The organism is Rathayibacter tanaceti (genome assembly GCF_001634385.1).
Taxonomy (GTDB): domain Bacteria; phylum Actinomycetota; class Actinomycetes; order Actinomycetales; family Microbacteriaceae; genus Rathayibacter; species Rathayibacter tanaceti.
This window is the reverse complement of record NZ_LIIN01000013.1, coordinates 1-23,143: the sequence shown is the minus strand read 5'-3', so window position 1 is coordinate 23,143 and position 23,143 is coordinate 1. Positions and strand designations below refer to the sequence as shown.

Genomic DNA, 23,143 nt, shown 5'->3' with positions numbered 1-23,143 from the left:
GGGGCGTCGGCAGCCCCCCGTCACTGTAGCGGAGGCGTGCCCGCGCCCCGCGCGGTGTGACGCCCGCTGCGCTCAGCTCAGCGAGACCAGGCTCTCGACGCCGAGGATGAGCTGCACGTCGAGCGAGAGCGCGGCCGAGAGACAGAGCGCCGCGGCCAGGATTCCGGCCCGCACCGCGACTCCCCGCCGTCGGCCGAGCACGAGCGCGACGACGAAGCAGAGCACCGGCAGCACCAGGCCGAGCACGAGCACCGTCCAGCCGGTCGGATTGAGATCGGTGCCCAGCGAGGCGGCATAGGCGCGCAGGCCCAGGAGGTTGCCGACCGCCTCCCAGACGTCCCACGCGAAGAACAGGGCGAAGGCGGCAGCGATCAGCACGGAGGCCAGCAGGCGGCGGCCCGGCCGATCGCGCGGCCCCCTCCCGCCGAGAGTGGCCCGGGTCGATGCGGTCATCACGCCCCCTTCAGGAACGGCAGCGGGCGAGCAGCACGAGCCCGGCGACGAGCCAGAGCACGCGGGTACGCACCCGAGACCCGCCCGAGGCGAGCAGGACGACGGCGAACCACGTGGCCGGCGCGGCGACCGCGAGCCAGAGGCCGAGCGAGTAGAGCCCGCCGCCGAGCGGATCACCCGCGAAGGACGAGTCGGCCACCGGCCCCTGCCGCGTGGCGGTGATGAGCCAGGCGATCGTGTACAGGAGGTAGAGGCCGGCCGCGATGCCCGCGCCGATCAGGAGGGCGGAGGACGAGGCGGCGTCAGCGACGGACTCGTCCTCGACGTCCTCCGCCGCGACGCGCGGGACGCGGCGCACGCGCGCCTCGCCGGGGGACAACGTCGGATCCGCGTCCTCGCCCGCCCACTCCAGCGCGTCCGCGTCGATGCCGTCCTCGTCCTCGCCCTCCGGGGAGCGACCCCGTCTGTCCTCGATCACCGCAACACCCTAGCCGCGCGCACCTCGCAGGAGGCTCCGAGCCCGCCGCCGTCCGCCGGTCACCCCGCGGACACCCGCCGTCCTCCCGCGCGGGGGAGGCTGGGCGGATGGGGGAACGCCGTCGCCGCTACGTCGCTCTCGGCGACTCCTTCACCGAGGGCGTCGGCGATCCGCACCAGCGCCTGCCCAACGGCGTGCGCGGCTGGGCCGACCGGGTCGCGGACCGCCTCGCACGGGCCGAGCCGGGCTGGGAGTACGCGAACCTCGCCATCCGGTCGAAGCGCCTCGCGGCGATCGTCGACGAGCAGCTCGCTCCGGCACTCAAGCTCGAGCCCACCCTGGTGACCCTCTACGCGGGCGGCAACGACATCCTCGATCTGGGCACCGACATGGCCGACATGATCGAGCGCTACGAGGCACTGGTCGACGCGCTCGCCACGACCGGCGCCTCCCTCGTTCTCTTCACCGGCTTCGACATCCCCGGCCTGCCCGCACCGCGGATGTTCGTGCGCCGCAACCGCCTCTACAACAGCGCCGTCCGCCGGATCGCCCGCGAGCGCGGTGCGATCCTGATCGACTACTGGCGGATGCAGGAGTTCCGTTCTCCGATGATGTGGGCCCCCGATCGGATGCACCTCTCGAAGCGGGGCCACCGCGTCCTCGCCGGACGGGTGCTCGACACCCTCGGCGTGCCGCACACCCTCTCGACCGGCCCGTGGGAGGCACCCGAACCGCTCACTCCGCGCGAGTGGCTCCGCGACCAGCAGCGCTGGGCAGCCGACTGGGTCCTCCCCCTCGTCGGACGCAAGCTCCGCCGCGTCACCCTCGGCGACGACCTCAGCCCCCGCTGGCCGACCCCCGTGCTCGTCCCGCCCCGGGGTGGCCTGCGCCGCCTCCCCCGCTGACCTCCCGCTCTCTCCGCCCTGAACGCGAGGGAACCCCGGCCCGTCGAGGGATCCCGCTACAGCGGGTTCCTTCGACGGACCGGGGTTCTCTCGATCGCCCGAGCGACTAGCGCGCGACGCTTCCGTCGGTGTAGTCCTCGTCGGTCTGCTTCCAGGCGAAGAGCTTGCGCAGCTCGCGGCCGGTCTCCTCGATCGGGTGCTTCTCGCCCTTGGCGCGCAGCTCCTGGAACTCGGGGGCTCCGGCGTCCTGGTCGGCGATGAAGCGCTTCGCGAACGCCCCGCTCTGGATGTCGCCGAGGACCTCCTTCATGTTCTCCTTCACACGCGGGTCGATGACGCGCGGGCCCGAGACGTAGTCGCCGTACTCCGCCGTGTCCGACACGCTCCAGCGCTGCTTGGCGATGCCGCCCTCCCACATGAGGTCGACGATGAGCTTGAGCTCGTGCAGCACCTCGAAGTAGGCGATCTCAGGCTGGTAGCCGGCCTCGACGAGGGTCTCGAAGCCGTACTGGACGAGCTGCGAGGTGCCGCCGCAGAGCACGGCCTGCTCGCCGAACAGGTCGGTCTCGGTCTCCTCGGTGAAGGTGGTCTTGATGACGCCGGCGCGGGTGCCGCCGATGGCCTTCGCGTAGGACTTCGCGGTCTCCCAGGCGGTGCCGGTCGCGTCGTTCTCGACGGCGATGATGTCCGGGATGCCGCGGCCGGCGACGAACTCGCGGCGCACGGTGTGGCCGGGGGCCTTCGGCGCGATCAGGATCACGTCGACGCCCGCGGGGGCCTCGATGTAGCCGAAGCGGATGTTGAAGCCGTGCGCGAAGGCGAGCGTCTTGCCCTCGGTCAGCTTGTCCGCGATCTGCTCGCTGTAGATGGCGCGCTGGTGCTGGTCCGGCGCGAGGATCATGATCAGGTCGGCCCAGTCGGCGGCGTCGGCGACGCTCTTGACCTCGAAGCCGTCGTCCTCGGCCTTGGCGGTCGACTTCGACCCCTCCTTGAGTGCGATGACGACCTGGACGCCGGAGTCGCGGAGGTTCTGCGCGTGCGCGTGGCCCTGCGAGCCGTAGCCGACGATCGCGACCTTCTTGGACTGGATGATGGAGAGGTCGGCGTCGGCGTCGTAGATGAGCTCGGTCACGTGGTGAGTCCTTTTCTGTAGTGGAGAGTTCGCGGTCAGTTCTTGAAGACGCGCTCGGTGATCGACTTCGAGCCTCGCCCGATGGCGAGCAGGCCCGACTGCGCGATCTCCTTGATGCCGTAGGGCTCGATCACGCGCAGGAACGCGTTGGTCTTGCCGGTGTCGCCGGTGACCTCAATCACCAGGGCGTCCGTCGCCACATCGACCACGCGGGCGCGGAAGAGGGTGACGGCCTCGAGCACCTGCGAACGGGTGACGTTGTCGACGCGCACCTTCACGAGCAGGTGCTCGCGCTGCACCGACTGGTCGGTGTCGAGCTCGACGATCTTGATCACGTTGACGAGCTTGTTGAGCTGCTTGGTGACCTGCTCGAGCGGCAGGTCCTCGACGTCCACGGCGACCGTGATGCGCGAGAGCCCGTCCAGCTCGGTCGGGCCGACCGCGAGCGATTCGATGTTGAAGCCGCGGCGGGCGAACAGCCCCGCGACACGGGTGAGCAGTCCCGGCTTGTCCTCGACGAGCAGGGAGAGAACGTGGTGCGTCATGCGGATCTACTCCTCGTCGTCCCAGGTCGGGCTGTGGTCTCTGGCGTACTGGACGTAGCTGTTCGAGACCCCCTGCGGGACCATCGGCCAGACCATGGAGTCGCGGCTGACGACGAAGTCGATCACCACGGGCCGGTCGTTGGTGGCGATGGCGAGGCGGATGGCGTCGTCGATCTCCTCCGGCTTGGTGACGCGGATGCCGAGGGCGCCGTACGCCTCGGCGAGCTTCACGAAATCGGGCACCCGGATGGTGTCGTGACCCGTGTTGAGGTCGGTGTTCGAGTAGCGGCCCTCGTAGAACAGCGTCTGCCACTGGCGGACCATGCCGAGGGAGGAGTTGTTGATCACCGCGACCTTGATCGGGATGTCGTTGATCGTGCAGGTGGCGAGCTCCTGATTGGTCATCTGGAAGCAGCCGTCGCCGTCGATCGCCCAGACGGTGCGGTCGGGCTCGCCGACTTTGGCACCCATCGCCGCGGGTACGGAATAGCCCATCGTGCCGGCCCCACCGGAGTTGAGCCACGAGTTCGGGCGCTCGTACTGGATGAACTGCGCCGCCCACATCTGGTGCTGGCCGACTCCGGAGGCGAAGACGCCCTCGGGGCCGGTGATCTCGCCGATCCGCTTGATGACGTACTGCGGCGAGAGCAGACCGTCGGCGGGCTCGGTGTAGCCGAGCGGGAACTCGGCCTGCAGGCCCTGGAGGTAGCTCCACCATTCGGAGGTGTCGGCGCGGCCGGCAGCGCTCGCGCGGGCGAGCGCCTCCGTGAGATCCGGCAGCACGTCCTTGAGGTCGCCCACGATCGGCACGTCTGCGGTGCGGATCTTGGAGATCTCGGCAGGATCGATATCGACGTGCACGACCTTCGCGTGGGGCGCGAAGAGCGCGGCCTTGCCCGTCACACGGTCGTCGAAGCGCGAGCCGAGCGCCAGGATCAGGTCCGCCTCCTGCAGCGCGAGCACCGCAGGAACGGTGCCGTGCATCCCGGGCATGCCCAGGTGCTGTTCGTGCGAGTCGGGGAACGCACCGCGCGCCATCAGTGTGGTGACGACGGGCGCGCCGGACGCCTCCGCGAAGGCCTTCAGCTCGTCGGCGGCGCGGGCCCGGATGATGCCGCCGCCCACGTAGAGCACCGGCTTCCGCGACTCGACCAGCAACTGGGCCGCGGCCTGGATCTGCTTGCCGTGAGCCTTCGTGACCGGCCGGTAGCCGGGCAGATCGATCTTCGGCGGCCAGAGGAACGGCGCCCGGTCCTGCTGCGCGTCCTTCGTGATGTCGACCAGCACGGGGCCGGGGCGGCCGGTGGTGGCGATCAGCGCGGCCGAGGCGAGTGCCGAGGGGATGTCCTCGGGTCGCGTCACGAGGATGGAGTGCTTCGTGATCGGCATCGTGATGCCGACGATGTCCGCCTCCTGGAACGCATCGGTGCCCATCAGCGTCGAGAACACCTGGCCGGTGATCGCGAGCATCGGGACCGAGTCCATGTAGCGTCGGCGATCGCGGTGACGAGGTTGGTCGCTCCGGGGCCGGACGTCGCGATGCAGACGCCGAGCTTGCCGGTCGCCGAGGCGTAGCCCTCGGCGGCGTGGCCGGCACCCTGCTCGTGGCGGACCAGGATGTGCCGGATCTTCGACGAGTCCATCAGCGGGTCGTAGACCGGGAGGATCGCGCCGCCCGGCAAGCCGAAGACGTCCTCGATCCCGAGCATCTCGAGCGAGCGGACGACCGCCTGCGCTCCGGTGAGGACCTCGGCCGCGGGGGCGGCCCCCGGGGCTGCGGCGGGACGGGGTGGCTGGGGCGTCGGTGCGGGCTGCACGGCGGACGGATCCGGAGTCATGCGGGTGTCGATTCCTTCAGGAGGTGGTGCGGCGGCGGGCAGGGGCCGGAGGCGAGTGCCCGGGAGACGCGGATGCGCGGCCGGCCGGAGCGGGCCGGGTCACCCGGTGGTGGCACCCTCGGCGGCCGAGCGGACGAGCTTGGCGTACTTGGCGAGGACACCGCGGGTGTAGCGCGGAGGGAGAGGCGCCCAGCCCTCTCGGCGGGCGGCGAGCTCGGACTCGTCGACGAGTAGGTCGATCGAGCGAGCGGCGATGTCGACCCGAATCGGGTCTCCGTCGCGGACGAATGCGATAGGACCTGCGTCCACCGATTCGGGAGCTATGTGGCCGATGCACAGGCCGGTTGTGCCGCCTGAGAATCGTCCGTCGGTCAAGAGTAGTACATCTCTGCCGAGCCCGGCCCCCTTGATGGCGGCAGTGATGGCGAGCATCTCCCGCATGCCCGGGCCGCCCTTCGGGCCTTCGTAGCGGATGACCACCACGTCGCCCTTCTCGATCCGGCCCTCCGTCAGCGCGTCCATCGCGGCCCGCTCGCGCTCGAACACCCGCGCCGGGCCCTCGAAGACCGACGCGTCGAAGCCGGCCGTCTTCACGACCGCGCCCTCGGGGGCGAGCGTGCCCTTGAGCACGGTGAGGCCTCCGGTCGCGTGGATGGGGTTGTCGAGGGTGCGGATGACCTCGCCGTCGAGCGGAGCGATGTCCATCTCTGCGAGGTTCTCGGCGACGGTCCTCCCGGTGACGGTGAGGCAGTCGCCGTGCAGGAGCCCCGCGTCCAGTAGCGCCTTCATCACAGCGGGGACACCGCCGTGGCGGTCGACGTCGTTCATCACGTACTTGCCGAACGGCTTGAGGTCGCCGATGTGGGGGATGGTGTCGCCGATGCGGTTGAAGTCGTCGATCGTCAGGTCGACCTCGGCCTCGTTGGCGATCGCGAGCAGGTGCAGGATGACGTTCGTGGAGCCTCCGAACGCCATCGCCACGGCGATCGCGTTCTCGAACGCCTCCTTGGTGAGGATGTCGCGCGCGGTGGTGCCTCTGCGCAGCAGCTCGACGACCGCCTCGCCGGATTTGCGGGCGAAGTAGTCGCGGCGGCGGTCGCCGCGGCGGGCGAGGCGGAGCCGGGCAGGCTCATCCCGAGCGCCTCGGCGACGCTGGCCATCGTGTTGGCCGTGTACATGCCGCCGCACGAGCCCTCGCCCGGCGCGAACGCGCACTCGATGCGCTTGGCGTCCTCCTCCGACATGATGCCGGCCTTGACGCCGCCGACCGCCTCGAAGGAGTCGATGATCGTGATGTCCTTCTCGGTGCCGTCCGAGAGCTTGACCCAGCCCGGCGCGATGGAGCCGGCGTAGACGAAGACGGCGGCGAGGTCGAGGCGCGCGGCCGCCATCAACATCCCGGGCAGCGACTTGTCGCAGCCGGCGAGCATGACGGTCCCGTCGAGCCGCTCCGCCATCATCACGGTCTCGACGGAGTCGGCGATGACCTCGCGGGAGACGAGCGAGAAGTGCATGCCCTCGTGTCCCATCGAGATGCCGTCAGAGACGGAGACGGTGCCGAACTGGAGCGGGTAGCCGCCTCCGGAGTGCACGCCCTCCTTCGCGGAGCGCGCGAGGCGCTCGAGCGAGAGGTTGCAGGGGGTGATCTCGTTCCACGACGACGCGATGCCGATCTGCGGCTTCTCCCAGTCGTCGTCGCCCATCCCGACCGCCCGCAGCATCCCGCGCGACGTGGTGGCTTCGATGCCGTCCGTGACGGTGCGCGAGCGGGGCTTCCAATCGATTTCCGGCATGCGTCGAGGCTACCGCTTCGCGCGCGCCGCTCCCGCGCGATCCAGGAGGAGCGGCTCGTCGGGATCGGCCGCCTCCGGGCCAGGAGCGGCCCTCCCCGACGAACGGCCAGACACCCCTCCCATGCCAACGCTACGACGTCGCAGTACAGCCTTCCTGCCCGGGACCTCTCGTCGAAAACGCGCGCTCCAGTGCCGCGAGCTCCTGCCGGACAGCGTGCGCGTGCAGCCCTGCAGCAGCGGCGTAGGCCTGACGAGCCGCCCCCGACGGGGTCCACCACCGCGCTGCGCTCCTGCGCGACCCGGCCAGCGCCGGCAGGAGCAGCAGCGGTAGCGCCGAAAGAGAGACGACCAACACATTGACGGCCAACGATGCAGGGCCACTCTTCGGCCAGACGAAAAAACCGGCCACGAGAACAGAAGCAGACACCGGCAGCAGGACGGAGTAGCCCCTCAGCGCCGCATTCGCCTCCCGGCTGATCACCCGATGCCGATCTCTCGCCACGACGACAGCAAGAGGTGCCGTCACGAGGTGTCGACGACAGGATGCTGCATAAACACAGCGTGCGGAAACACTGAGCAATCATCGCTGGCGCGTCTCCCTCTGAGGGACACGATCCGAATCGTCTTTACACCATCCGGGTCAGGGAGCCCCGCAGGACACGGATTGTCAGGGAACCCCGGCCCGATCGCACCGGGGGCTCAGAAAGACACCTCACAGTGTTCGACATGATCAGATCTCACGGTGTCCTCGCCCCCCTCGTCCGCACCGCCGTCGTCCTCGCCGGTGTCTCGATCCTGGCGGGATGCCAGAGCACCGCGGAGGCCGCACCGGAGCCGTCCTCGTCCCCCTCATCGTCGGCGAACGGTCGCGACGAGGGCGGCTCGATGGGCGACCGCGGCGATTCCCAGACGGAGCAGGCGAACCTCGCGGCCGTGCTGAAGCTCTACACGGACGCCTTCCCCGACCCCGCCTCCTCGACGGCGGTCGCCACGGCCGGCGAGGTCGTCGCGCCGGACGCGGTCGCGCACGGTTCTGGGCAGACGGCGGGACCGGACGGACTGCTGGCCGAATTCACCTCCGACCGCGAGCGGGTCCCCGGCGCCCAGGCGGTCGTCAAGCGCACGGCGGCCGACGGAGACCTCGTCGCCGTGCACTACCAGGTCGCCTCCGATCCGGCCGACGAGCGGACCGGCGAGGCGGCCGTCGACCTGTTCCGTGTGCAGGACGGAACCGTCGTCGAGCGGTGGTCCTTCGATCAGCCGATCGCGACCGGCACCCCGGCCAGCGGCAACACCAACACGATGTTCAGCGATCTCTACGACCCTCCGAAGCCCGCGGTCGCCCCGTCGGAGTCGCAGGAGGAGAGCGACCGCGTGTTCGCCGTGAACGCCTACGACACGCTCTTCCGCGACCAGGACGTCTCGATCCTCGACACGGCATTCGACCCCGCGTACCTCCAGCACAACCCCGGTCGCACCCAACGGCACGGACGCCCTCAGGTCGTTCTTCTCAGGGTCGGCCGGATTCCCGCCGCAGGAGTCGGTGATCTCCCTCAGCGACGGTGACCTCGTCTGGACCTTCTCCCAGAGCGTGGGAGCGGAGTCCGGCGACCCGGTCCTCGCGGCGGACATCTTCCGCGTGGACGACGGCCTCATCCGCGAGCACTGGGACGTGGTGCCGACCGCCGGCTGAGCCCGCAGCGAGGGCACGCCGCCTCACGGACGCCGGGCTGCCGAGCGCAGCCCGGCGAGCAGCGAGAGCGCGTGCGCGACCTGCTCCGGGCCGCGGACGCGGAAGGCTGCGGCGGTGGTGCCCTCACCGCTCTTGATGCCGAGATCCCCGGGGCCGAGGACGGCGAAGGCGTCCTCGTCGGTCACGTCGTCGCCCGCGTAGAGCACGGCGGTCGCGCCGGTGTAGCGGCGGAGGTGCTGGACGGCCTCGCCCTTGGTGGTCGAGCGCACCGAGAACTCGAGCACATTCTTGCCCTCGCGGACGGTGACTCCCTGCACCTCGGCGCGCGCCTCCGAGAGGGCGACGACGTGCGCGACGCGGCTGTGCCGCTCGGTCGCGAGGCGCGTGTGCAGGGCGAAGCCGCGGGCTTGTCCTCGATCCAGACGTTGTCGATGCCGCGCGCGATGCCCTTGAGCACGTCCTCCAGCACGCCGACCTTCTCGAGCTCGTCGTCGTCGAGGCGCACGGCGTCCTCCTCGGGGTCGAGGCGGATCTCGATGCCGTGCGAGCCGACCAGGAGCGCCTCGTCGGGCAGCTGCGAGACCTCCTCCAGGCTGCCGAGGGCGCGGCCCGAGACGAGGGCGACACGGGTGGCGGGCAGAGCGAGCAGCCGCAGCACCGCCTCGCGCGCCTCCGGGAGCGCCCTGGCGCGGGCGGGATCGTCGACCTCCGGGGCGAGCGTGCCGTCGAAGTCGAGCGCCACCAGGAGGCGATCGGTGTCGGCGAGCCGGCGCAGCGCTGCCTCGAGTCGCTCCGGGACGCGCTCGCTCATCGGGCACCGCCGTCGAGTTCGCGGTCGTGCACGGCCACCCCGCTCGAGCTCGGACGCCTGGCCGTGCGCGGAGTCGTCGCGGTGCTCCGCCTCCTGGCCGTGCGGCGCCTCCTGCCCGCGGGCAGCGGGGCGGACCCCGAGCTGCAGCCCAGCGGCGTGCTCGGTGAGCGCCGCGAGGAACGACTCCGACCAGCGCGCGACGTCGTTCTCGAGCACACGGCGGCGCAGCGCCCGCATCCGGCGAGTGCGCTCGACGCGCGGCATCCGGGCGGAGGCCTCCATCGCGTCCTTGAGTCCGGCGATGTCGTGCGGGTTGACCTGGACGGCCTGCTTGAGCTCGTCGGCCGCTCCGGCGAACTCGCTCAGCACGAGCACCCCGTCGTTGTCGAAGCGGGAGGCGACGTACTCCTTCGCCACGAGGTTCATCCCGTCGCGCAGCGCGGTGACGAGCATCACGTCCGCGGCGAGGTAGAGGGCCACCATCTCCTCGCGAGGGTAGCCGTGGTGCAGGTAGCTGATCGCGGGATGGCCGAGAGTGCTGTAGTCGCCGTTGATGCGGCCGACCTGCAGCTCGATGTCGTCGCGGAGCTGGCGGTAGGTGTCGACGCGCTCACGGCTGGGGCTCGCGACCTGCACGAGCACCGCGTCCTCTGAGGTGAGGCGGCCGTCGCCGAGCAGCTCGCCGAAGGCCTTCAGGCGGTGGCCGATCCCCTTGGTGTAGTCGAGCCGGTCGACCCCGAGCATGATCGTCTCGGGATCGCCCAGTTCCGCGCGGATCTCACGGGCCCGCGCCTGGATCTCGGGGGTGCGTGCCATGGCCTCGAACGAGGCGGAGTCGATCGAGATCGGGAAGTGCCGTGCGACCACGGGCCGGACGCTGGCTCCGCGACGCGAGCGGTTGATGCGGCGCGTGCCGCCCACCGCATCCTCCTCGACCGGAACCTCGACCACGGTGCTGCGGGTGTCGTAGCCGAGCAGGCGGCGGACTGCGCGCAGGAAGCTGCCCGCGTCGCCCTGACGCTGGAAGCCGATCACGTCCGCGCCCAGCAGGCCCTCGACGATCTGCCGCCGCCAGGGCAGCTGCGCGAAGATCCCGTAGGGCGGGAACGGGATGTGGTTGAAGAAGCCGATGGTGATGTCCGGCCGGAGCTCGCGGAGCATCTTCGGCACGAGCTGAAGCTGGTAGTCCTGCACCCAGACCACGCCGTGCTCCTCCGTCACGGCCGCGGCCGCCTCGGCGAAGCGGCGGTTGACGCGCACGTAGGCGTCCCACCAGTCGCGGTGGTAGGTGGGAGGCGCGATCACGTCGTGGTAGAGCGGCCACAGGGTGTCGTTCGAGAAGCCCTCGTAGTAGTCCTCGAGCTCCTTCGCGCTGAGCGCGACAGGCACGATCTGCACGCCGTTGTCGACGAACGGAGCGACCTCCTCGTCGGCGACACCCGGCCAGCCGACCCAGGCGCCCTCGTTCGCGCGCATCACCGGCTCGAGCGCGGTGACCAGTCCGCCCGGAGAGGTCTTCCACGTGGCGGTGCCGTCCTCGGCGACGACACGGTCGACGGGGAGGCGGTTCGAGACGACCACGAACGCGTTGCGCTCGGTCGTCCCGGTCTTCGTCGCCGGATCGGCGGCGGGGGAGGCGGAAGCGGAGTGCGGAGGAATGGTGGTCCCAATCGTCGGTCGAGCCGTCGTCGTGCCTGTCGAGGCTACCAGCCGGCCCCCGATGGGGGACGTGCTCAGCCGTGCACGAGGGCGAGCGCGAGCGTGGCTCCGCCAACCGTCGGCACGATCGCGACGAGGCCCAGCAGAGCGTATTGGCGCCACGAGAGGTGCACGCCCAGCGCGGTCAGCCGCTGATGCCAGAGCAGCGTCGCGAGCGAGGCCCACGGCGTGATGAGCGGTCCGGCGTTGACCCCGATCAGCAGGGCGACCAGCCGCAGCGGGTCCGCGGCGACCGGTTCGAGAGCGAGGTACGCGGGCAGATTGTCGACCAGGTTCGCGGCGACCGCTCCGGAGCCGGCGAGCCGCAGCAGATCGAGCGTGCCGCTCCCCTCGCCCGCTACTACGGCGAGCGCCGCGCCCAGCCCGAGCTGGTGCGCAGCCTCCATCGCCACGAACAAGCCCGCGGCGAAGACGACGAGCTGCCACGGAAGGAGTGAGACGCGCAGTGCCGATGGGCGCCGGAACGCGAACAGTACGACGAGGGCGACCGCGGCGACCGCAGCGGGGATCCACACCTCGAGCCCGGAGACGAGAGCGGGCAGGAGCAGCGCCACGACGATGCCTGCGCCGAGGAGCAGCACGCGGTCCCCGACCGGCGTGCGCTCCCCCGCCAAGTAGCGCCCGGCGAGCTCGCGCCGGTAGCGAACGGCGAGGATCACCACGGGGACCGACGCGGCGACGAGCGCCGGGAACGCCGTCAGCCCCGCGAACTCCAGGGGCCCGTCGACCCCGAGCCGGCGCTGAGCGAGCAGGTTGGTGAGGTTCGAGACCGGCAGGAGGAGGGAGGCGCAGTTCGCCAGCCACACCGTCGCCATCGCGAACGGCAACGGAGAGACGCGCACGTGCGCCGCGAGCAGCACCACGACGGGCGTCAGCAGGACCGCTGTCGTGTCGAGCGAAAGGAACACCGTGCTGACGACCGCCATCGCGACGACGAGCAGCCAGAGAACGGCGGTGCGGCCCCGACCCCAGAGCGCGGCCCGCTCGGCGACGACCGTGAAGACGCCCGCCTCCGAGGCCAGCTCGGCGACGATGCTCACCGCGACCACGAAGGCCAGCACGGGAGCCGTGCGCTCGACCAGCTCGCCCAGCGCCTCCGGGGGGAGGATCCCGGTCACGACGGCTGCTGCTCCGACGAGGAGCAGGACCGCTCCGATCACAGCCGTGCGCATGTCGTTCCGTTCTCCTCGGCCTGCGCCAGCGCCGGGATGAGGTCGCGGTGGCGGTCCACCGTAGCGGCGGACGCCCCCGTGTCGCGACGCGTTCCTCTGAGAGCTTTCGCACCCGCTAGCGTCGGAGTGAACACAGGAGGCACACGTATGCGCAAGTTCATCCTCAACTCCAGCGTCATCAGCGCGATCGTCGGCGGCTGGTCGATCCTGCAGACCACGCGCAAGGGCCCGCGCGACTGGCGTCTCGCCCTGCAGTGGGTCAGCTGGGCCATCTCGGTCACCGTCGCCATCGGCTCCGTCTCGTACGACTCGAAGAAGCTCGTCGCAGAGGACCAGGGCGCCGCGCGCGACCGCTGACACCGGACCGGCACGCCGCCTCCCGCCGGGGCGGCGTGTCTCCCTCGTGGTGGGGCCACCGGCAGCGACACTGGAGTCCGTCGCTGCTTGCACGGGAAACGGGGTTCGTCATGAGGTTTCGTCTGAGGCGCCGTCCGCCGGCCCCCGAGCTCGTCGCGGCCCCCGCGCTCACCCAGGATCAGCTCTTCGCCGTCGTGCACGAGCGCCTCGCCGCCTTCGTCGGCACCGAGGGAGCCTGGGTCGTCACCCGGCGCAGTCACGACGACCGCGATCCGATCTTCCACGGCATGCTCGCCCGCTCTCTCGCGCACGAGCTGTCGGCCGCGATCCAGGAGGAGCAGCTGCGCGCCGGAGTCGAGGCCACGGCCAACCCGGTCACCGCCGCGATCCCGGTGATGCGTGCCTCGACGCCTCCTGTCGAGCCGGCCGCCCTCACCTGGGAGCCGCAGCCGATCGCCGTCTGGGCCGAGCCCGCCTCGACCGACGCCGCTCCCGCCGAGCCGTCCGCCGTGCGCTGAGCGCACCACGGGGCCGCCCCGCCGCGGCCCTTAGACCTGAGGCCAGCCCTCCGGTCCGGACGTCCCGGCCGGGTACTCGTCGAGCGGGACCGTGCCTGCCCGCCAGGCGTCGAGAGCCGGCTGCACGATGCGCCAGCACTCCTCCGCAGCGTCGCCGCGCACGGAGAGCGACGGGTCGTCGTCGAGGATGCCGGAGATGACCTCCCCGTAGGCGAGCAGCTCTCCGGCGCCGAAGGTCGCCTCCAGCGACGCGCGCTCCAGTGTGTACGGGTCGCCCGGGCCGTTGATGTTGAGTTCGAGTGCCATCTGGTCGGGGGCGAGGAACAGCCGCAGCACCGAGGGCGACTCCGTGCCGTGGAAGCCCGCCGGGAGGTGCGGCACCGGCTTGAAGCGGATGACCACCTCACGCCGCCGCTCCCCCAGTGCCTTGCCGGAGCGCAGCGTGAACGGGACTCCCGACCAGCGCCAGGTGTCGACCTCGACGGTCAGCTCGGCGAGGGTCTCGGTCCCGCGGGCGGGGTCCACCCCGTCCTCCTCGGCATAGGCCGGCAGTGCGCGCCCGTCGATCGAGCCCGCCGCGTAGCGGGCACGGCGGGAGCTCGCCGCCGGATCGTCGCCCGCGAGACGCGTGGCCCGAAGGACGATCGATTTGGCATCGCGCAGGTCGGCCGCGTCGAGCGTCGAGGGCGGCTCCATCGCAATCACGGCGAGCACCTGGAGCAGGTGGCTCTGGATCATGTCGATCAGGGCGCCCGCGCCGTCGTAGTAGCTCGCCCGCCCCTCGAGCGCCAGCTGCTCGTCGTAGACGATCTCGACGCTCTCGATGTGCTCGGCCGACCACAGCGGCTCGAGGATCCGGTTGGCGAACCGCAGCCCGAGCACATTCATCACGGTCGCGCGCCCGAGGAAGTGGTCGACGCGGTGGACGCGGTCCTCGGGGACGAGGGCGGCGAGGCGCCCGTTCAACGCGCGGGCGCTCTCCTCGTCGGTGCCGAAGGGCTTCTCGAGGGCGAGCACGGTCCCCTCGGGCAGATCGTGGGCGGCGAGCGCATCGCAGGCCCTCGCGGCGATCGCCGGAGGCAGCGCGAAGTAGACGGCGACCGGGCCCTCGCAGCTCGTGAGCAGGGCAGCGAGCGCCTCCGGATCGGTGACGTCGACCTGCTGGTAGCGAGTGCCGGCCACCAGCTCGTCGACTCCCTCGCCCGTCGCCTCGACCGTGCCGAACGACGCGGCGAGCACCTCGTGCCAGTGCTCCTGCGTCCACTCCTCGCGACCGGCACCGACGAGGTGCACCCGGCGGTCGGCCTCGCGGGTCAGCAGCTGGCCGACGGCGGGGAGGAGGAGACGCGAGGACAGGTCCCCCGTCGCACCGAGGATGAGCAGGGTCGAGACGGTCTGTGCCATGCCGTTCACCCTACGGCGAGCCTGCGAGGCCACGCTCCGCCTTGACCGGGAGGCCCCAGCCGCGCCTGCGAGGATCACCGCATGGTCTCCCCGATCGAGGACTACGCTGTCCTCTCCGACTGCCGCACCGCCGCCCTCGTCTCCCGCGACGGCGGCATCGACTGGCTGTGCCTGCCCCGTTTCGACTCCGCCTCCGTGTTCGGCGCCCTGCTCGGCGGCGACGACCAGGGGCGGTGGTCGCTCCGACCCGTGGACGGCGACGCCGCGAACGAGCGCCACTACCTCGGCGAGACCCTCGCCCTGGTCACCCGCTGGACGACCGCTACCGGCGTGGTCGAGGTCACCGACGTGATGCCGCTGCGCGACGAGCGCGCCGAGCTGGTGCGGCGCGTGCGCGGGATCTCCGGCACCGTCCGGATGCGGCAGGAGTTGCGCATCCGCTTCGACTACGCCCGCACTCTGCCGTGGGTGCGGCAGGAGGGGTCGGACGAGGACCCGCTGCTGGTCGCCGTCGCCGGCCCCGACGCGGTGGTCGTCCGCGGGGTTCGCCTGACGGCGACCGATCATGTGCACTCCGCCGAGTTCGAGGTGGCGGCCGGCGCCGTCGTCGACCTCTCGATGGCGTGGTTCCCCTCGCACCAGCGGGCGCCGAAGCGCCTCGACGTCGACCACGCCATCGAGCGCACGCTCGCCTGGTGGTCGGAGTGGGCGTCCAGGATCGACTACGACGGTCCGCACCGGGCGGCCGTGGTCCGCTCGCTCCTCACCCTGCGCGCGCTGACCGACGACGAGACGGGCGGCATCGTCGCGGCGGCCACCACCTCACTGCCGGAGCAGTTCGGCGGCAGCCGCAACTGGGACTACCGCTACGTCTGGCTCCGCGACGCGGCGCTGGCCCTCCAGGCGCTCCTCGCCCACGGCTTCGAGCAGGAGGCGCAGAAGTGGCGGACCTGGCTGCTGCGGGCGGTAGCCGGGGCTCCAGAGGACGTGCAGATCATGTACGGCCTCGCCGGCGAGCGCGATCTGTCGGAGCGCACCATGCCGAGCCTGCCCGGGTACGACGGCGCCTCCCCCGTGCGGATCGGCAATGCCGCCGTGGACCAGTATCAGGCCGACGTCATCGGTGAGGTCATGGTCGCGCTGCACGAGGCGCGACGGGTCGGAGTCGACGAGACGGAGTTCTCCTGGCCGCTCCAGCGAGCGCTGCTGGGCTTCGTCGAGGCGAACTGGCGGCGGCCCGACAACGGGATCTGGGAGATCCGGGGCGAACCGCGGCACTTCACGCACTCGCGCGCGATGATCTGGGCGGCGCTGGACCGCGGCGTCCGCGCGGTGCGAGAGAGCGGCCTGCCCGGCCCGGCCGAGACCTGGGAGCGGCTGCGCGACGAGGTGCGTGCCGAGATCGAGGCTCACGGCTTCGACGCCCAGCGCGGGCACTTCGTGCAGTCGTACGGCTCGGCCGAGGTCGACGCCTCGCTCCTGGTTCTGCCGATGGTCGGCTTCGTCGCCGCCGACGATCCACGGATGCTCGGCACCGTGGCGGAGCTGGAGCGCACTCTGCTCCAGGACGGACTGCTGCACCGCTACCGCACCGAGTCCTCCGTCGACGGTCTGGCCGGCGGTGAGCATCCGTTCGTCGCGTGCTCGTTCTGGCTGGTGCGGCAGTACGCCTACTCAGGCCGGCTCGACGAGGCTCGCACCCTGATGGACCGCCTCGTCGGACTCTGCAACGATGTGGGCCTACTCTCGGAGGAGTACGACGTCGAGGGCCGACGCCACGCCGGCAACACTCCGCAAGCGCTCTCGCACCTCGCTCTGGTGCAGGCGGCCGATGCGATCGCGGCGCAGCGGTGAGGCGGCGCAGAGCGGTGCTGGCGGGAGTCGGCGGTCTCCTCGGGCTGGCTGTGCTCGGCTTCCTCACCTGGACCTCGATCGTCAGCGGCCCGGATGAGGAGGCGCTCGCCCGGGTGCGCGCCGACCCGGCGATCGCCGTGCACCGCACCGCCAACGCCCTGGTGATGACTCCGACCTCCCCCGGGTCGCTCGACGGCACGGGGCTTGTCTTCGTCCCGGGTGCCAAGGTGGAGGCGTCGTCCTACGAGGCCACGCTCGCTCCGCTGGTCGACGCGGGGGCGACCGTGGTGATCACCCGGCCGATCCTGCACCTGGCGTTTTTCGACCTGCGCTCGCTCGAGACGTTCACCGACCAGGCCGAGGGCGTCGACCGGTGGCTGGTCGGCGGCCACTCCCTCGGCGGGGTCAAGGCCTGCCAGTGGGCGGAGGACCCGGAGGTGTCCGGGCTCGTCCTGCTCGGGAGCTACTGCGCGAACGACCTGTCGGGCTCCGACCTGCCCGTGCTGAGCGTCAGCGGCTCCGAGGACGGGCTGAGCACCCCCGCGAAGGTGTCGGCCGCGCGCGGCCTGCTCCCGGCCTCCGCCGCCATGGTCGAGATCGAGGGCGCCAACCACGCCGACTTCGGCTGGTACGGGCCGCAGGCCGGCGACGGGACCGCGACGATCAGCCGCGAGGAGGCGGACCGGCGCCTCACCCAGGCCCTCCTCGGTTTCTCCGGCCGAGTCGGCTGAGTGAAGGCGCCCGGCTCGACCTCGAGCGCACTCGACACCGGAGGTCGACGCCAGGTCCACCGGCGCCCCGGCCGAGTCGGATGCATTGTCGATCTCGCGCGCGTCGTCTCGCCGAGGGTCAGTCCTGCTGGGGAGTCTCGCGCAGGTCGATCAGGCCGGTGAAGAGGGCTCCACGCTCGTTCGAGCGCTCGTCGCCCGAGAACAGGTTGTCCGGGGCGGAGGGGGTGTGGCGGCGCGGAGTCGCGGACGGCGCCGGCTCCCGCTCCATCTCGACGCGCTGGCGCGGCAGGGCCACGGGATCGTTCTCGTGCAGCCACGAGACCAGTCGCTCACGCACGTAGCAGCGCAGGTCGAACAGGGTCGGCGCGTCCTTCGCGGTGACCAGCACCCGGATGCGGACGAATCCGCCCGTCGCATCCGTCACCTGGAGCACGCTGGTGCGCCGGTCCCACAGGTCGGTCTCGTCGAGCAGACGGTGCAGTTCGTCGCGCATCTGCTCAGGGCTCACCCGCCAGTCGAGGTCGAGTTCGACGGCGCCCAGCAGTTCGGAGCCGGTGCGCGTCCAGTTCTGGAACGGCTGGGTCGTGAAGTAGTTGGTCGGCAGCACCAGGCGGCGGTCGTCCCACAGGTGCACCACGACGTAGGTCAGCGTGATCTCCTCGATCCGCCCCCACTCGTCCTCGACGATCACCACGTCGTCCAACCGGATCGCATCGCTGAAGGCCAACTGCATCCCCGCGAAGATGTTGGTGAGGCTCGACTGCGCCGCGAGACCGGCCACGATCGAGAGCACACCGGCGGAGGCGAGCAGGCTCGCCCCCGCCGTGCGCGCCTCGGGGAAGGTCAGCAGCGAGGCTCCGATGGCGATCACGACCACGGCCGCGACGGCGACCCGCCGGATGATCGTCATCTGGGTGCGGAGGCGACGGGCGCGCCGGTTGTCGGCGGTGTCGGTGCGGTAGCGCTCGGCGCCGAGATCCTCCAGGAACACGAACAGCGCGCCCACCACCCACGCCGCTGCTCCGATCGTGGCGATCTGGAAGATCCGGTCGACGAGCGTCGGCCAGGTGTCGCCGGACACTGTCGCGGCCAGTGCCGCCCAGACGGCGATGGTCATCAGCAGAACGCGGAACGGGATGCGCAACCGGCGGATGAGCAGGCGCGCCCAGGCCTTGCGTGCGCCGATCGAGCGGAGAACGAGCGCGGTGACGGCGGTCACCACGACGGCGATCACGACCGCGATCACAACGGCGAGAGCGATGGAGCCGATCTCGGGGAGGACGTCTTCGGGCACAACTGTCCTTTCGTAGGCGGAACGGAAGCGAACGGAAATCCTTCCACGCGAACGGGCCTGAGGCGGCGTTGCGCGCCGGACCCCGTGCGGATGCCCAGCCGGCTGCTACCGTCGCAGCACGAAACCGAGGGAGAATCATGTCTGAACGTTCCATCGCGTCCGCTGTCGTCGCCGTCACCGCCGCTCTCGCCCTCGCGGGCTGCGCCGCAGCGGGAGGAGACCCCGCAGCGCATCCTTCACCGTCGTTCTCGTTCCCGCCGGCTGAGGCGCCGGCGCAGTCGTCGCCCGCCACCACCGACTCCTCGGGCGGGTCGCCGATCACCGACGAGGAGATCGCCGGTGCGGCGGACGCCCTGAACGCGTCCGGCACGACCACCTTCGAGGACGGCTCCGCCTTCGCCGCCGAGGACGAGGTGTACTGGAACCTCTCGAGCTCGACGCTCAGCGACCATGGCTTCGAGATGGACGCCGCCGCGTCCGACCTCGCGAACGGCCGCTGGTCGTACGTCGCTGCCGACGGAGCGACGATCGTCGCGCTGCAGCAGCGGGTCAGGGATATCGACCCAGCGCAGGGCGACGAGGAGGCGACCCGGGAGATCCTCTCGCACGCCGGGCTCTCCGGCGATCCCCGACCGGCCTCCTTCGGCCGATCGGCCGGCGGAGAGGTGCAGGCCCTCGCCGGCGAGCTCGCCCCGGGCGGCGACGGCCGACCGGTCGGCCTGGTCTCGCGGACCTTCGCCCGCACCGGCATCAACCTGACCTTCTTCGGAGCGGCGTCCGGCCAGGATCGTCTGACGGAGACCCTCGATGTCGCGAAGCAGGCGGTGACGGTGGGAATCGACCGCAAGGGCTGACCGCCGCCTGTCCGGCGCCCGCGGTCAGTCGGCCGGTTGCGCGAAGACCCGGAACAGCACCCGGAGGATCAGGCTGAAGCCGGCGAGCGCGACGACGCCGGCGAGGTACCAGGTCCACGGGACCGTGCTGGTCATCATCGGGCCGCCCTGCACGCCCAGCAGCAGCACCGCGGCGACGACCAGCACTCCCGCGACGAGCGTCCCGATCACATCGCCGACCGCACGTGCCCCCCAGGCGGCGAGATCCGCACCGACCCTGCGGGTGGAGGCGAGGCGCCCGTCGACCAGCTGCTGCGACAGAGCGCCGATCTGGCCCGGTAACCGCTCGAGGACCGAGAGCGAGGTCAGCGAGCGCGAGAACGCGGTCGACTTCAGTCCGTCCGGCGAGAGCACCTGCGCGGCGATACTGGTCGTGCTCTCGCGGATCAGCGCCATCTGGTCGATGCCCGGCGCGAGGATCTCGAGGCAGCCCTGCAGGGTCGCGAAGGTGCGCAGCGCTGCGGCGACGTGCGGAGGCAGCGCCAGACGGTGCGTCCGGAACACGTCGAGCAGACGCGCGATCCCCGCGGGTCCGAGCCCGTCCGGGCCGGCGACGACCGTCATCGCCGCGCCGAGATCGCGGCGGAGCGCGTAACCGTCGATGTCCGAGGGCGGCACGAGCTGGAGCAGCAGGGTCGCGGCCGACTCGGTGTCCTGCGCGTCGAACGCCGTGAGCATCCCGAGCAGCACGCCGCGGAGCTGCTGGTCGAGGATCCCGACCGATCCCAGGTCGAGCAGAGCCAGACGACCGTCGGTCTGCAGGACCACGTTGCCCGGGTGCAGATCGGCGTGGAACACGCCCTCGACCAGCACCTGCCGGAGCACGTTCTGCAGGAGGGTCCTCGCCAGCGCGTCGCGATGATCGCGCTCGAGTTCGTCGAGACGGGCGGAGGCGCGACCCAGCGTCGTTCCCGCGATGAACTCCATCACGATGACGTTCGGCGTGCTGAGCTCGACGTGCACGCGGGGGACGTCGACGGCGTCGCCGACAGCGGCGGCGAGCCGGAGCGTGTTCGCGACCTCCAGCCCGTAGTCGAGCTCCTCGAGCAGTGCATCGCCGAAGCCGTCGGCGAGCGCGGACACCCGCATCTCGCGGGCCCAGAGGGCGCTCGCCTCCAGCCGCTTGCCGAGACGGCGGACGATGTCGATGTCGACGCGGACGCTCTCGCGCGCGCCGGGACGCTGCACCTTCACCACCACGGTCTCCCCCGTCGCCCTGATCACTGCACGGTGCACCTGCGCGACGGAGGCGGCAGCGAGCGGCTCCGACTCCACGTCGAGCTGGTCGCGGAGCGCGCCGAGATCGGACGTGAGAACGGCATCGATGCTCTCCCACGACTCGGGGGACGCGCTCGTCTGCAGGGCCGAGAGCTCTGTCGCGAGTGCAGGCGGGATCACATCGCCGCGCGTGGACAGCACCTGGCCGAACTTGACGAACGTCACCCCGCAGGCGTTCAGCGCGCCGACGAGCGCAGCTCCGACGGGAGACCCTGCGTCCTGACGCGGGTCGCGCCGCAGCATCGACTGCAGGCCGAACCGCGCGAAGATCATCGTCACCTGGAGGTAGCGGCGGGTCCGTCGGCGCAGTGCCAGCTGATCCCGGATCCAGCGGATCGGGTTCCGCACAGAGCCGGTCGGGACCAGCGCCTCCGCCGCCACGAGCAGCGCGACCCCGGCGACGAACGCCCAGGCGAGCGCGAGCGCCATCAGGAGAGCGATGACCTCGACCCCGACGAGGATCACCGGTTGCCCCTCCGACTCGCCGAACAGACCGGCCGGCACGACGACCGTCTGGACGGTCGGCGACGCGATCGACAGGATCGCGACTCCGACCACGAAGGAACGCACCGCGCCGACCGGGACGCCCAGAAGCCGCCTGGCGGCAGCACGGGCACCCGCCCCCACCACGAGACCCACCACGACCGTCACGAGGACAAGAGAGATCGACACCAGTCGAGCCTGCCACAGCAGCTGAGAACGGCTCCGGAGCTGTCGCACCGCCGCTCGAGAAGCGGCGGGATCGGCTCCCGATCGCCGAGCGTCGCCTCCGGAAGCACGTCACCTCTGAAAGAGCAGGAACGGGGCGAGCGTGTGCACCCTCTCGGACGTGAACCGAGAACCCGCTGTCTCCATCAGTTCGTCCACACGCAGCCGTACGGGTGCGCTGGTCCCGACAGTCCGGGGACCTGAGACGAGAACCCCCGGAATGCCGGGATCGTGCGGTAAACGGTGCGGGGGTTGGCGGTTTCTGGTTGGTGGTCTTTCGGAGCGGCCGGTGAGGGTGATCGCGAAGGCGTTCAGGGCGGGTTTCCAGCGGGTGATCCAGCCTGCCGTGCCGCCGGTGGGGTCAGGGGACCGGGTGATGAGGTGGAGACATTTCAGCGCGGCCGCCTCGTTCGGGAGGTGGTCTCGGGCGCGGGTCGCCCGGCGGTAGCGGGTGTTGCTCGATTCGATCGCGTTCGTCGTGCAGATCACCCGGCGGGTCTCGACGTCGTCTTCAAGGAACGGCATGAACTGCGCCCACGCGCTCTCCCAGAGCGTCACGATCGCCGGATAGCGGGCGCCCCCCTCCGCCGCGAACTCGACGAACCGGTCCTTCGCGGCCTGCTCCGAGGGGGCGGTACAGACGGGTATCCACGCTTTCACGATCCCGTCGCCGTGGCCCGCTCATCGTCGTCGTCCTGTCAGACACAGCCATCTCCCCTCGGATCAGGCCAAACCCCGCACACCGTTACCCAGACAGTCCCGCCTCGACCACAGCACCGTGTGGAGAGTTCCTCCTGCGGTCGCGGCGCTGAGCGTCACAGCTGCACCCGGGCGTCCGTGAAGATCGCTCCGGGAGCCGGCATTAAGCGGTGCCGCTGGACAGCGGTAGTGCTGGAGTGCTGTGCGCGGCGGGCTCCCGCCACTCGTGCCGCTACGGCGTGCGGTGCTCGACCGCGGATACACATGCCCAGGCCTCGCGGGTGCTGCCGGTGTCGTCCCATTGGAAGCGCGCGGCTTGGGGGCCAGGCGAGGGCGAAGCCACCGACGCGGCCGCGGTACGCGATAGAGAAGCCTCTTGACCTCTGGTCGAGGTCGTGGGTTGACTAAGCGCACGCCAAGTCTGGTCGGGTGCGTGAGGGATGCGAGCCAGGTGCTCCGCGTCGAGGGAAATCCAGAGGGGGAACAAGTGGAAGCAGAGTTCGTGCAGCCGGTCGCGGTGCAGGAAGCTCCTGTTTTTCGCGTTCGACTGTGGATGCCGCCGGTCGAAGACGGCTTCGCGTGGCTTGTCGATGATGGGGAGCTCACCCGCGGTGACCTCGACGAGGTCCTTGTGTGGGCGGAAGAACATGCCAGGGGGAACCCGTACGAGTTATTCGTGCGTGCGGGGTCGCCTGACTTCTACGGTCTCCGTGGCCGACCGGCCGATGATGGCGGCGCCCAAGAAACCGTCATTCTGCGCACTGATTTTTCGCCCAATGAGTGAATAAGTGAAAGGTGCGATCCACGCGTGCTCTTCGCGAGAAGAAGACACTGAGGCTTATGCAAAAATCGATTGACCCAGTATAAA

At 70.9% G+C, this 23,143-nt stretch carries 18 protein-coding genes and 5 pseudogenes; 9 read left to right on the top strand and 14 right to left on the bottom strand.

Annotation, left to right across the window (positions count from 1 at the left end):
- Positions 1-72: 72 nt before the first annotated feature.
- Together ACH61_RS03130 and ACH61_RS03125 are read right to left on the bottom strand one after the other, a co-directional pair.
- A complete protein-coding gene (locus tag ACH61_RS03130; RefSeq protein ID WP_082844968.1) occupies positions 73-453 on the bottom strand; it encodes a hypothetical protein in 381 nt (126 codons plus the stop codon).
- 10 nt (positions 454-463) lie between these two features.
- Positions 464-931, bottom strand: a complete 468-nt coding sequence (locus tag ACH61_RS03125) for a hypothetical protein (RefSeq protein ID WP_068208488.1) — start codon at positions 929-931, stop codon at positions 464-466.
- 107 nt (positions 932-1,038) lie between these two features.
- Here ACH61_RS03125 and ACH61_RS03120 point away from each other — a divergent pair, with 107 nt between their 5' ends.
- Positions 1,039-1,836, top strand: a complete 798-nt coding sequence (locus ACH61_RS03120; RefSeq protein ID WP_068208484.1) for an SGNH/GDSL hydrolase family protein — start codon at positions 1,039-1,041, stop codon at positions 1,834-1,836.
- A 106-nt stretch (positions 1,837-1,942) separates the two neighbouring features.
- Here ACH61_RS03120 and ilvC read toward each other — a convergent pair whose 3' ends face one another.
- The 4 genes and pseudogenes from ilvC to ilvD all read right to left on the bottom strand — a co-directional run bounded on the left by ilvC (position 1,943) and on the right by ilvD (position 7,144).
- Positions 1,943-2,968: a ketol-acid reductoisomerase gene (gene ilvC, locus ACH61_RS03115; RefSeq protein ID WP_068208481.1), complete on the bottom strand. Its 1,026-nt coding sequence runs from the start codon at positions 2,966-2,968 to the stop codon at positions 1,943-1,945.
- Positions 2,969-3,003: 35 nt separating this feature from the next.
- On the bottom strand, positions 3,004-3,513 hold the full coding sequence (gene ilvN, locus ACH61_RS03110; protein WP_104314053.1) for an acetolactate synthase small subunit: 510 nt from the start codon (positions 3,511-3,513) through the stop codon (positions 3,004-3,006).
- A gap of 6 nt (positions 3,514-3,519) precedes the next feature.
- Positions 3,520-5,351 (bottom strand): annotated as a pseudogene (locus tag ACH61_RS03105) (acetolactate synthase large subunit).
- 99 nt (positions 5,352-5,450) lie between these two features.
- Positions 5,451-7,144: pseudogene (ilvD, locus tag ACH61_RS03100) on the bottom strand (dihydroxy-acid dehydratase).
- A gap of 726 nt (positions 7,145-7,870) precedes the next feature.
- On the opposite strand from ilvD, the gene ACH61_RS03095 reads away from it, so the two are divergent.
- Both ACH61_RS03095 and ACH61_RS18105 read left to right on the top strand, forming a co-directional pair.
- On the top strand, positions 7,871-8,710 hold the full coding sequence (locus tag ACH61_RS03095) for an ester cyclase (RefSeq protein WP_236713519.1): 840 nt from the start codon (positions 7,871-7,873) through the stop codon (positions 8,708-8,710).
- A complete protein-coding gene (locus ACH61_RS18105) occupies positions 8,688-8,837 on the top strand; it encodes a hypothetical protein (RefSeq protein WP_236713518.1) in 150 nt (49 codons plus the stop codon). The genes ACH61_RS03095 and ACH61_RS18105 overlap by 23 nt, the downstream gene beginning before the upstream one ends.
- 23 nt (positions 8,838-8,860) lie before the next feature.
- Here ACH61_RS18105 and ACH61_RS18935 read toward each other — a convergent pair whose 3' ends face one another.
- The 4 genes and pseudogenes from ACH61_RS18935 to ACH61_RS03080 all read right to left on the bottom strand — a co-directional run bounded on the left by ACH61_RS18935 (position 8,861) and on the right by ACH61_RS03080 (position 12,539).
- A complete protein-coding gene (locus ACH61_RS18935; protein WP_153038784.1) occupies positions 8,861-9,043 on the bottom strand; it encodes a trehalose-phosphatase in 183 nt (60 codons plus the stop codon).
- Positions 9,044-9,229: pseudogene (locus ACH61_RS18930) on the bottom strand (trehalose-phosphatase); the annotation flags it as partial. It lies immediately after the preceding gene.
- A 68-nt stretch (positions 9,230-9,297) separates the two neighbouring features.
- A pseudogene (locus tag ACH61_RS16020) lies at positions 9,298-11,229 on the bottom strand (trehalose-6-phosphate synthase); the annotation flags it as partial.
- 152 nt (positions 11,230-11,381) lie between these two features.
- Positions 11,382-12,539 carry an ArsB/NhaD family transporter gene (locus tag ACH61_RS03080; RefSeq protein WP_068208476.1) on the bottom strand — a complete coding sequence of 386 codons (1,158 nt, stop codon included), beginning with the start codon at positions 12,537-12,539 and terminating at the stop codon, positions 11,382-11,384.
- Between the two features lie 147 nt (positions 12,540-12,686).
- On the opposite strand from ACH61_RS03080, the gene ACH61_RS03075 reads away from it, so the two are divergent.
- Together ACH61_RS03075 and ACH61_RS03070 are read left to right on the top strand one after the other, a co-directional pair.
- Positions 12,687-12,896, top strand: a complete 210-nt coding sequence (locus tag ACH61_RS03075; protein WP_068208473.1) for a hypothetical protein — start codon at positions 12,687-12,689, stop codon at positions 12,894-12,896.
- Positions 12,897-13,006: 110 nt separating this feature from the next.
- On the top strand, positions 13,007-13,414 hold the full coding sequence (locus ACH61_RS03070; RefSeq protein WP_068208470.1) for a hypothetical protein: 408 nt from the start codon (positions 13,007-13,009) through the stop codon (positions 13,412-13,414).
- A gap of 30 nt (positions 13,415-13,444) precedes the next feature.
- Here the strand turns inward: ACH61_RS03070 and ACH61_RS03065 are convergent, their stop codons facing one another.
- Entirely contained in the window at positions 13,445-14,818 is a 1,374-nt protein-coding gene (locus tag ACH61_RS03065) for a glucose-6-phosphate dehydrogenase (RefSeq protein WP_199220898.1), read from the bottom strand.
- A gap of 81 nt (positions 14,819-14,899) precedes the next feature.
- Between ACH61_RS03065 and ACH61_RS03060 the strand changes: the two genes are divergently transcribed.
- Positions 14,900-16,672 carry a glycoside hydrolase family 15 protein gene (locus tag ACH61_RS03060; protein ID WP_068208464.1) on the top strand — a complete coding sequence of 591 codons (1,773 nt, stop codon included), beginning with the start codon at positions 14,900-14,902 and terminating at the stop codon, positions 16,670-16,672.
- Positions 16,669-17,403, top strand: a complete 735-nt coding sequence (locus tag ACH61_RS03055; RefSeq protein ID WP_068208462.1) for an alpha/beta hydrolase — start codon at positions 16,669-16,671, stop codon at positions 17,401-17,403. Before ACH61_RS03060 ends, ACH61_RS03055 begins: the two co-directional genes overlap by 4 nt.
- A gap of 118 nt (positions 17,404-17,521) precedes the next feature.
- On the opposite strand, the gene ACH61_RS03050 is transcribed toward ACH61_RS03055, so the two are convergent.
- The gene (locus tag ACH61_RS03050; protein WP_199220899.1) at positions 17,522-18,697 is read right to left on the bottom strand and encodes a mechanosensitive ion channel family protein; all 1,176 of its coding nucleotides are present in this window, start codon (positions 18,695-18,697) and stop codon (positions 17,522-17,524) included.
- 137 nt (positions 18,698-18,834) lie between these two features.
- Between ACH61_RS03050 and ACH61_RS03045 the strand changes: the two genes are divergently transcribed.
- The gene (locus tag ACH61_RS03045) at positions 18,835-19,551 is read left to right on the top strand and encodes a hypothetical protein (RefSeq protein ID WP_068208459.1); all 717 of its coding nucleotides are present in this window, start codon (positions 18,835-18,837) and stop codon (positions 19,549-19,551) included.
- A gap of 24 nt (positions 19,552-19,575) precedes the next feature.
- On the opposite strand, the gene ACH61_RS03040 is transcribed toward ACH61_RS03045, so the two are convergent.
- Entirely contained in the window at positions 19,576-21,540 is a 1,965-nt protein-coding gene (locus ACH61_RS03040; protein WP_068208456.1) for an ABC1 kinase family protein, read from the bottom strand.
- Between the two features lie 318 nt (positions 21,541-21,858).
- Positions 21,859-22,221 (bottom strand): annotated as a pseudogene (locus ACH61_RS03035) (transposase); the annotation flags it as partial.
- 541 nt (positions 22,222-22,762) lie between these two features.
- Here ACH61_RS03035 and ACH61_RS16710 point away from each other — a divergent pair.
- A complete protein-coding gene (locus ACH61_RS16710) occupies positions 22,763-23,059 on the top strand; it encodes a hypothetical protein (protein WP_132505811.1) in 297 nt (98 codons plus the stop codon).
- The last annotated feature ends 84 nt before the right edge of the window (positions 23,060-23,143 follow it).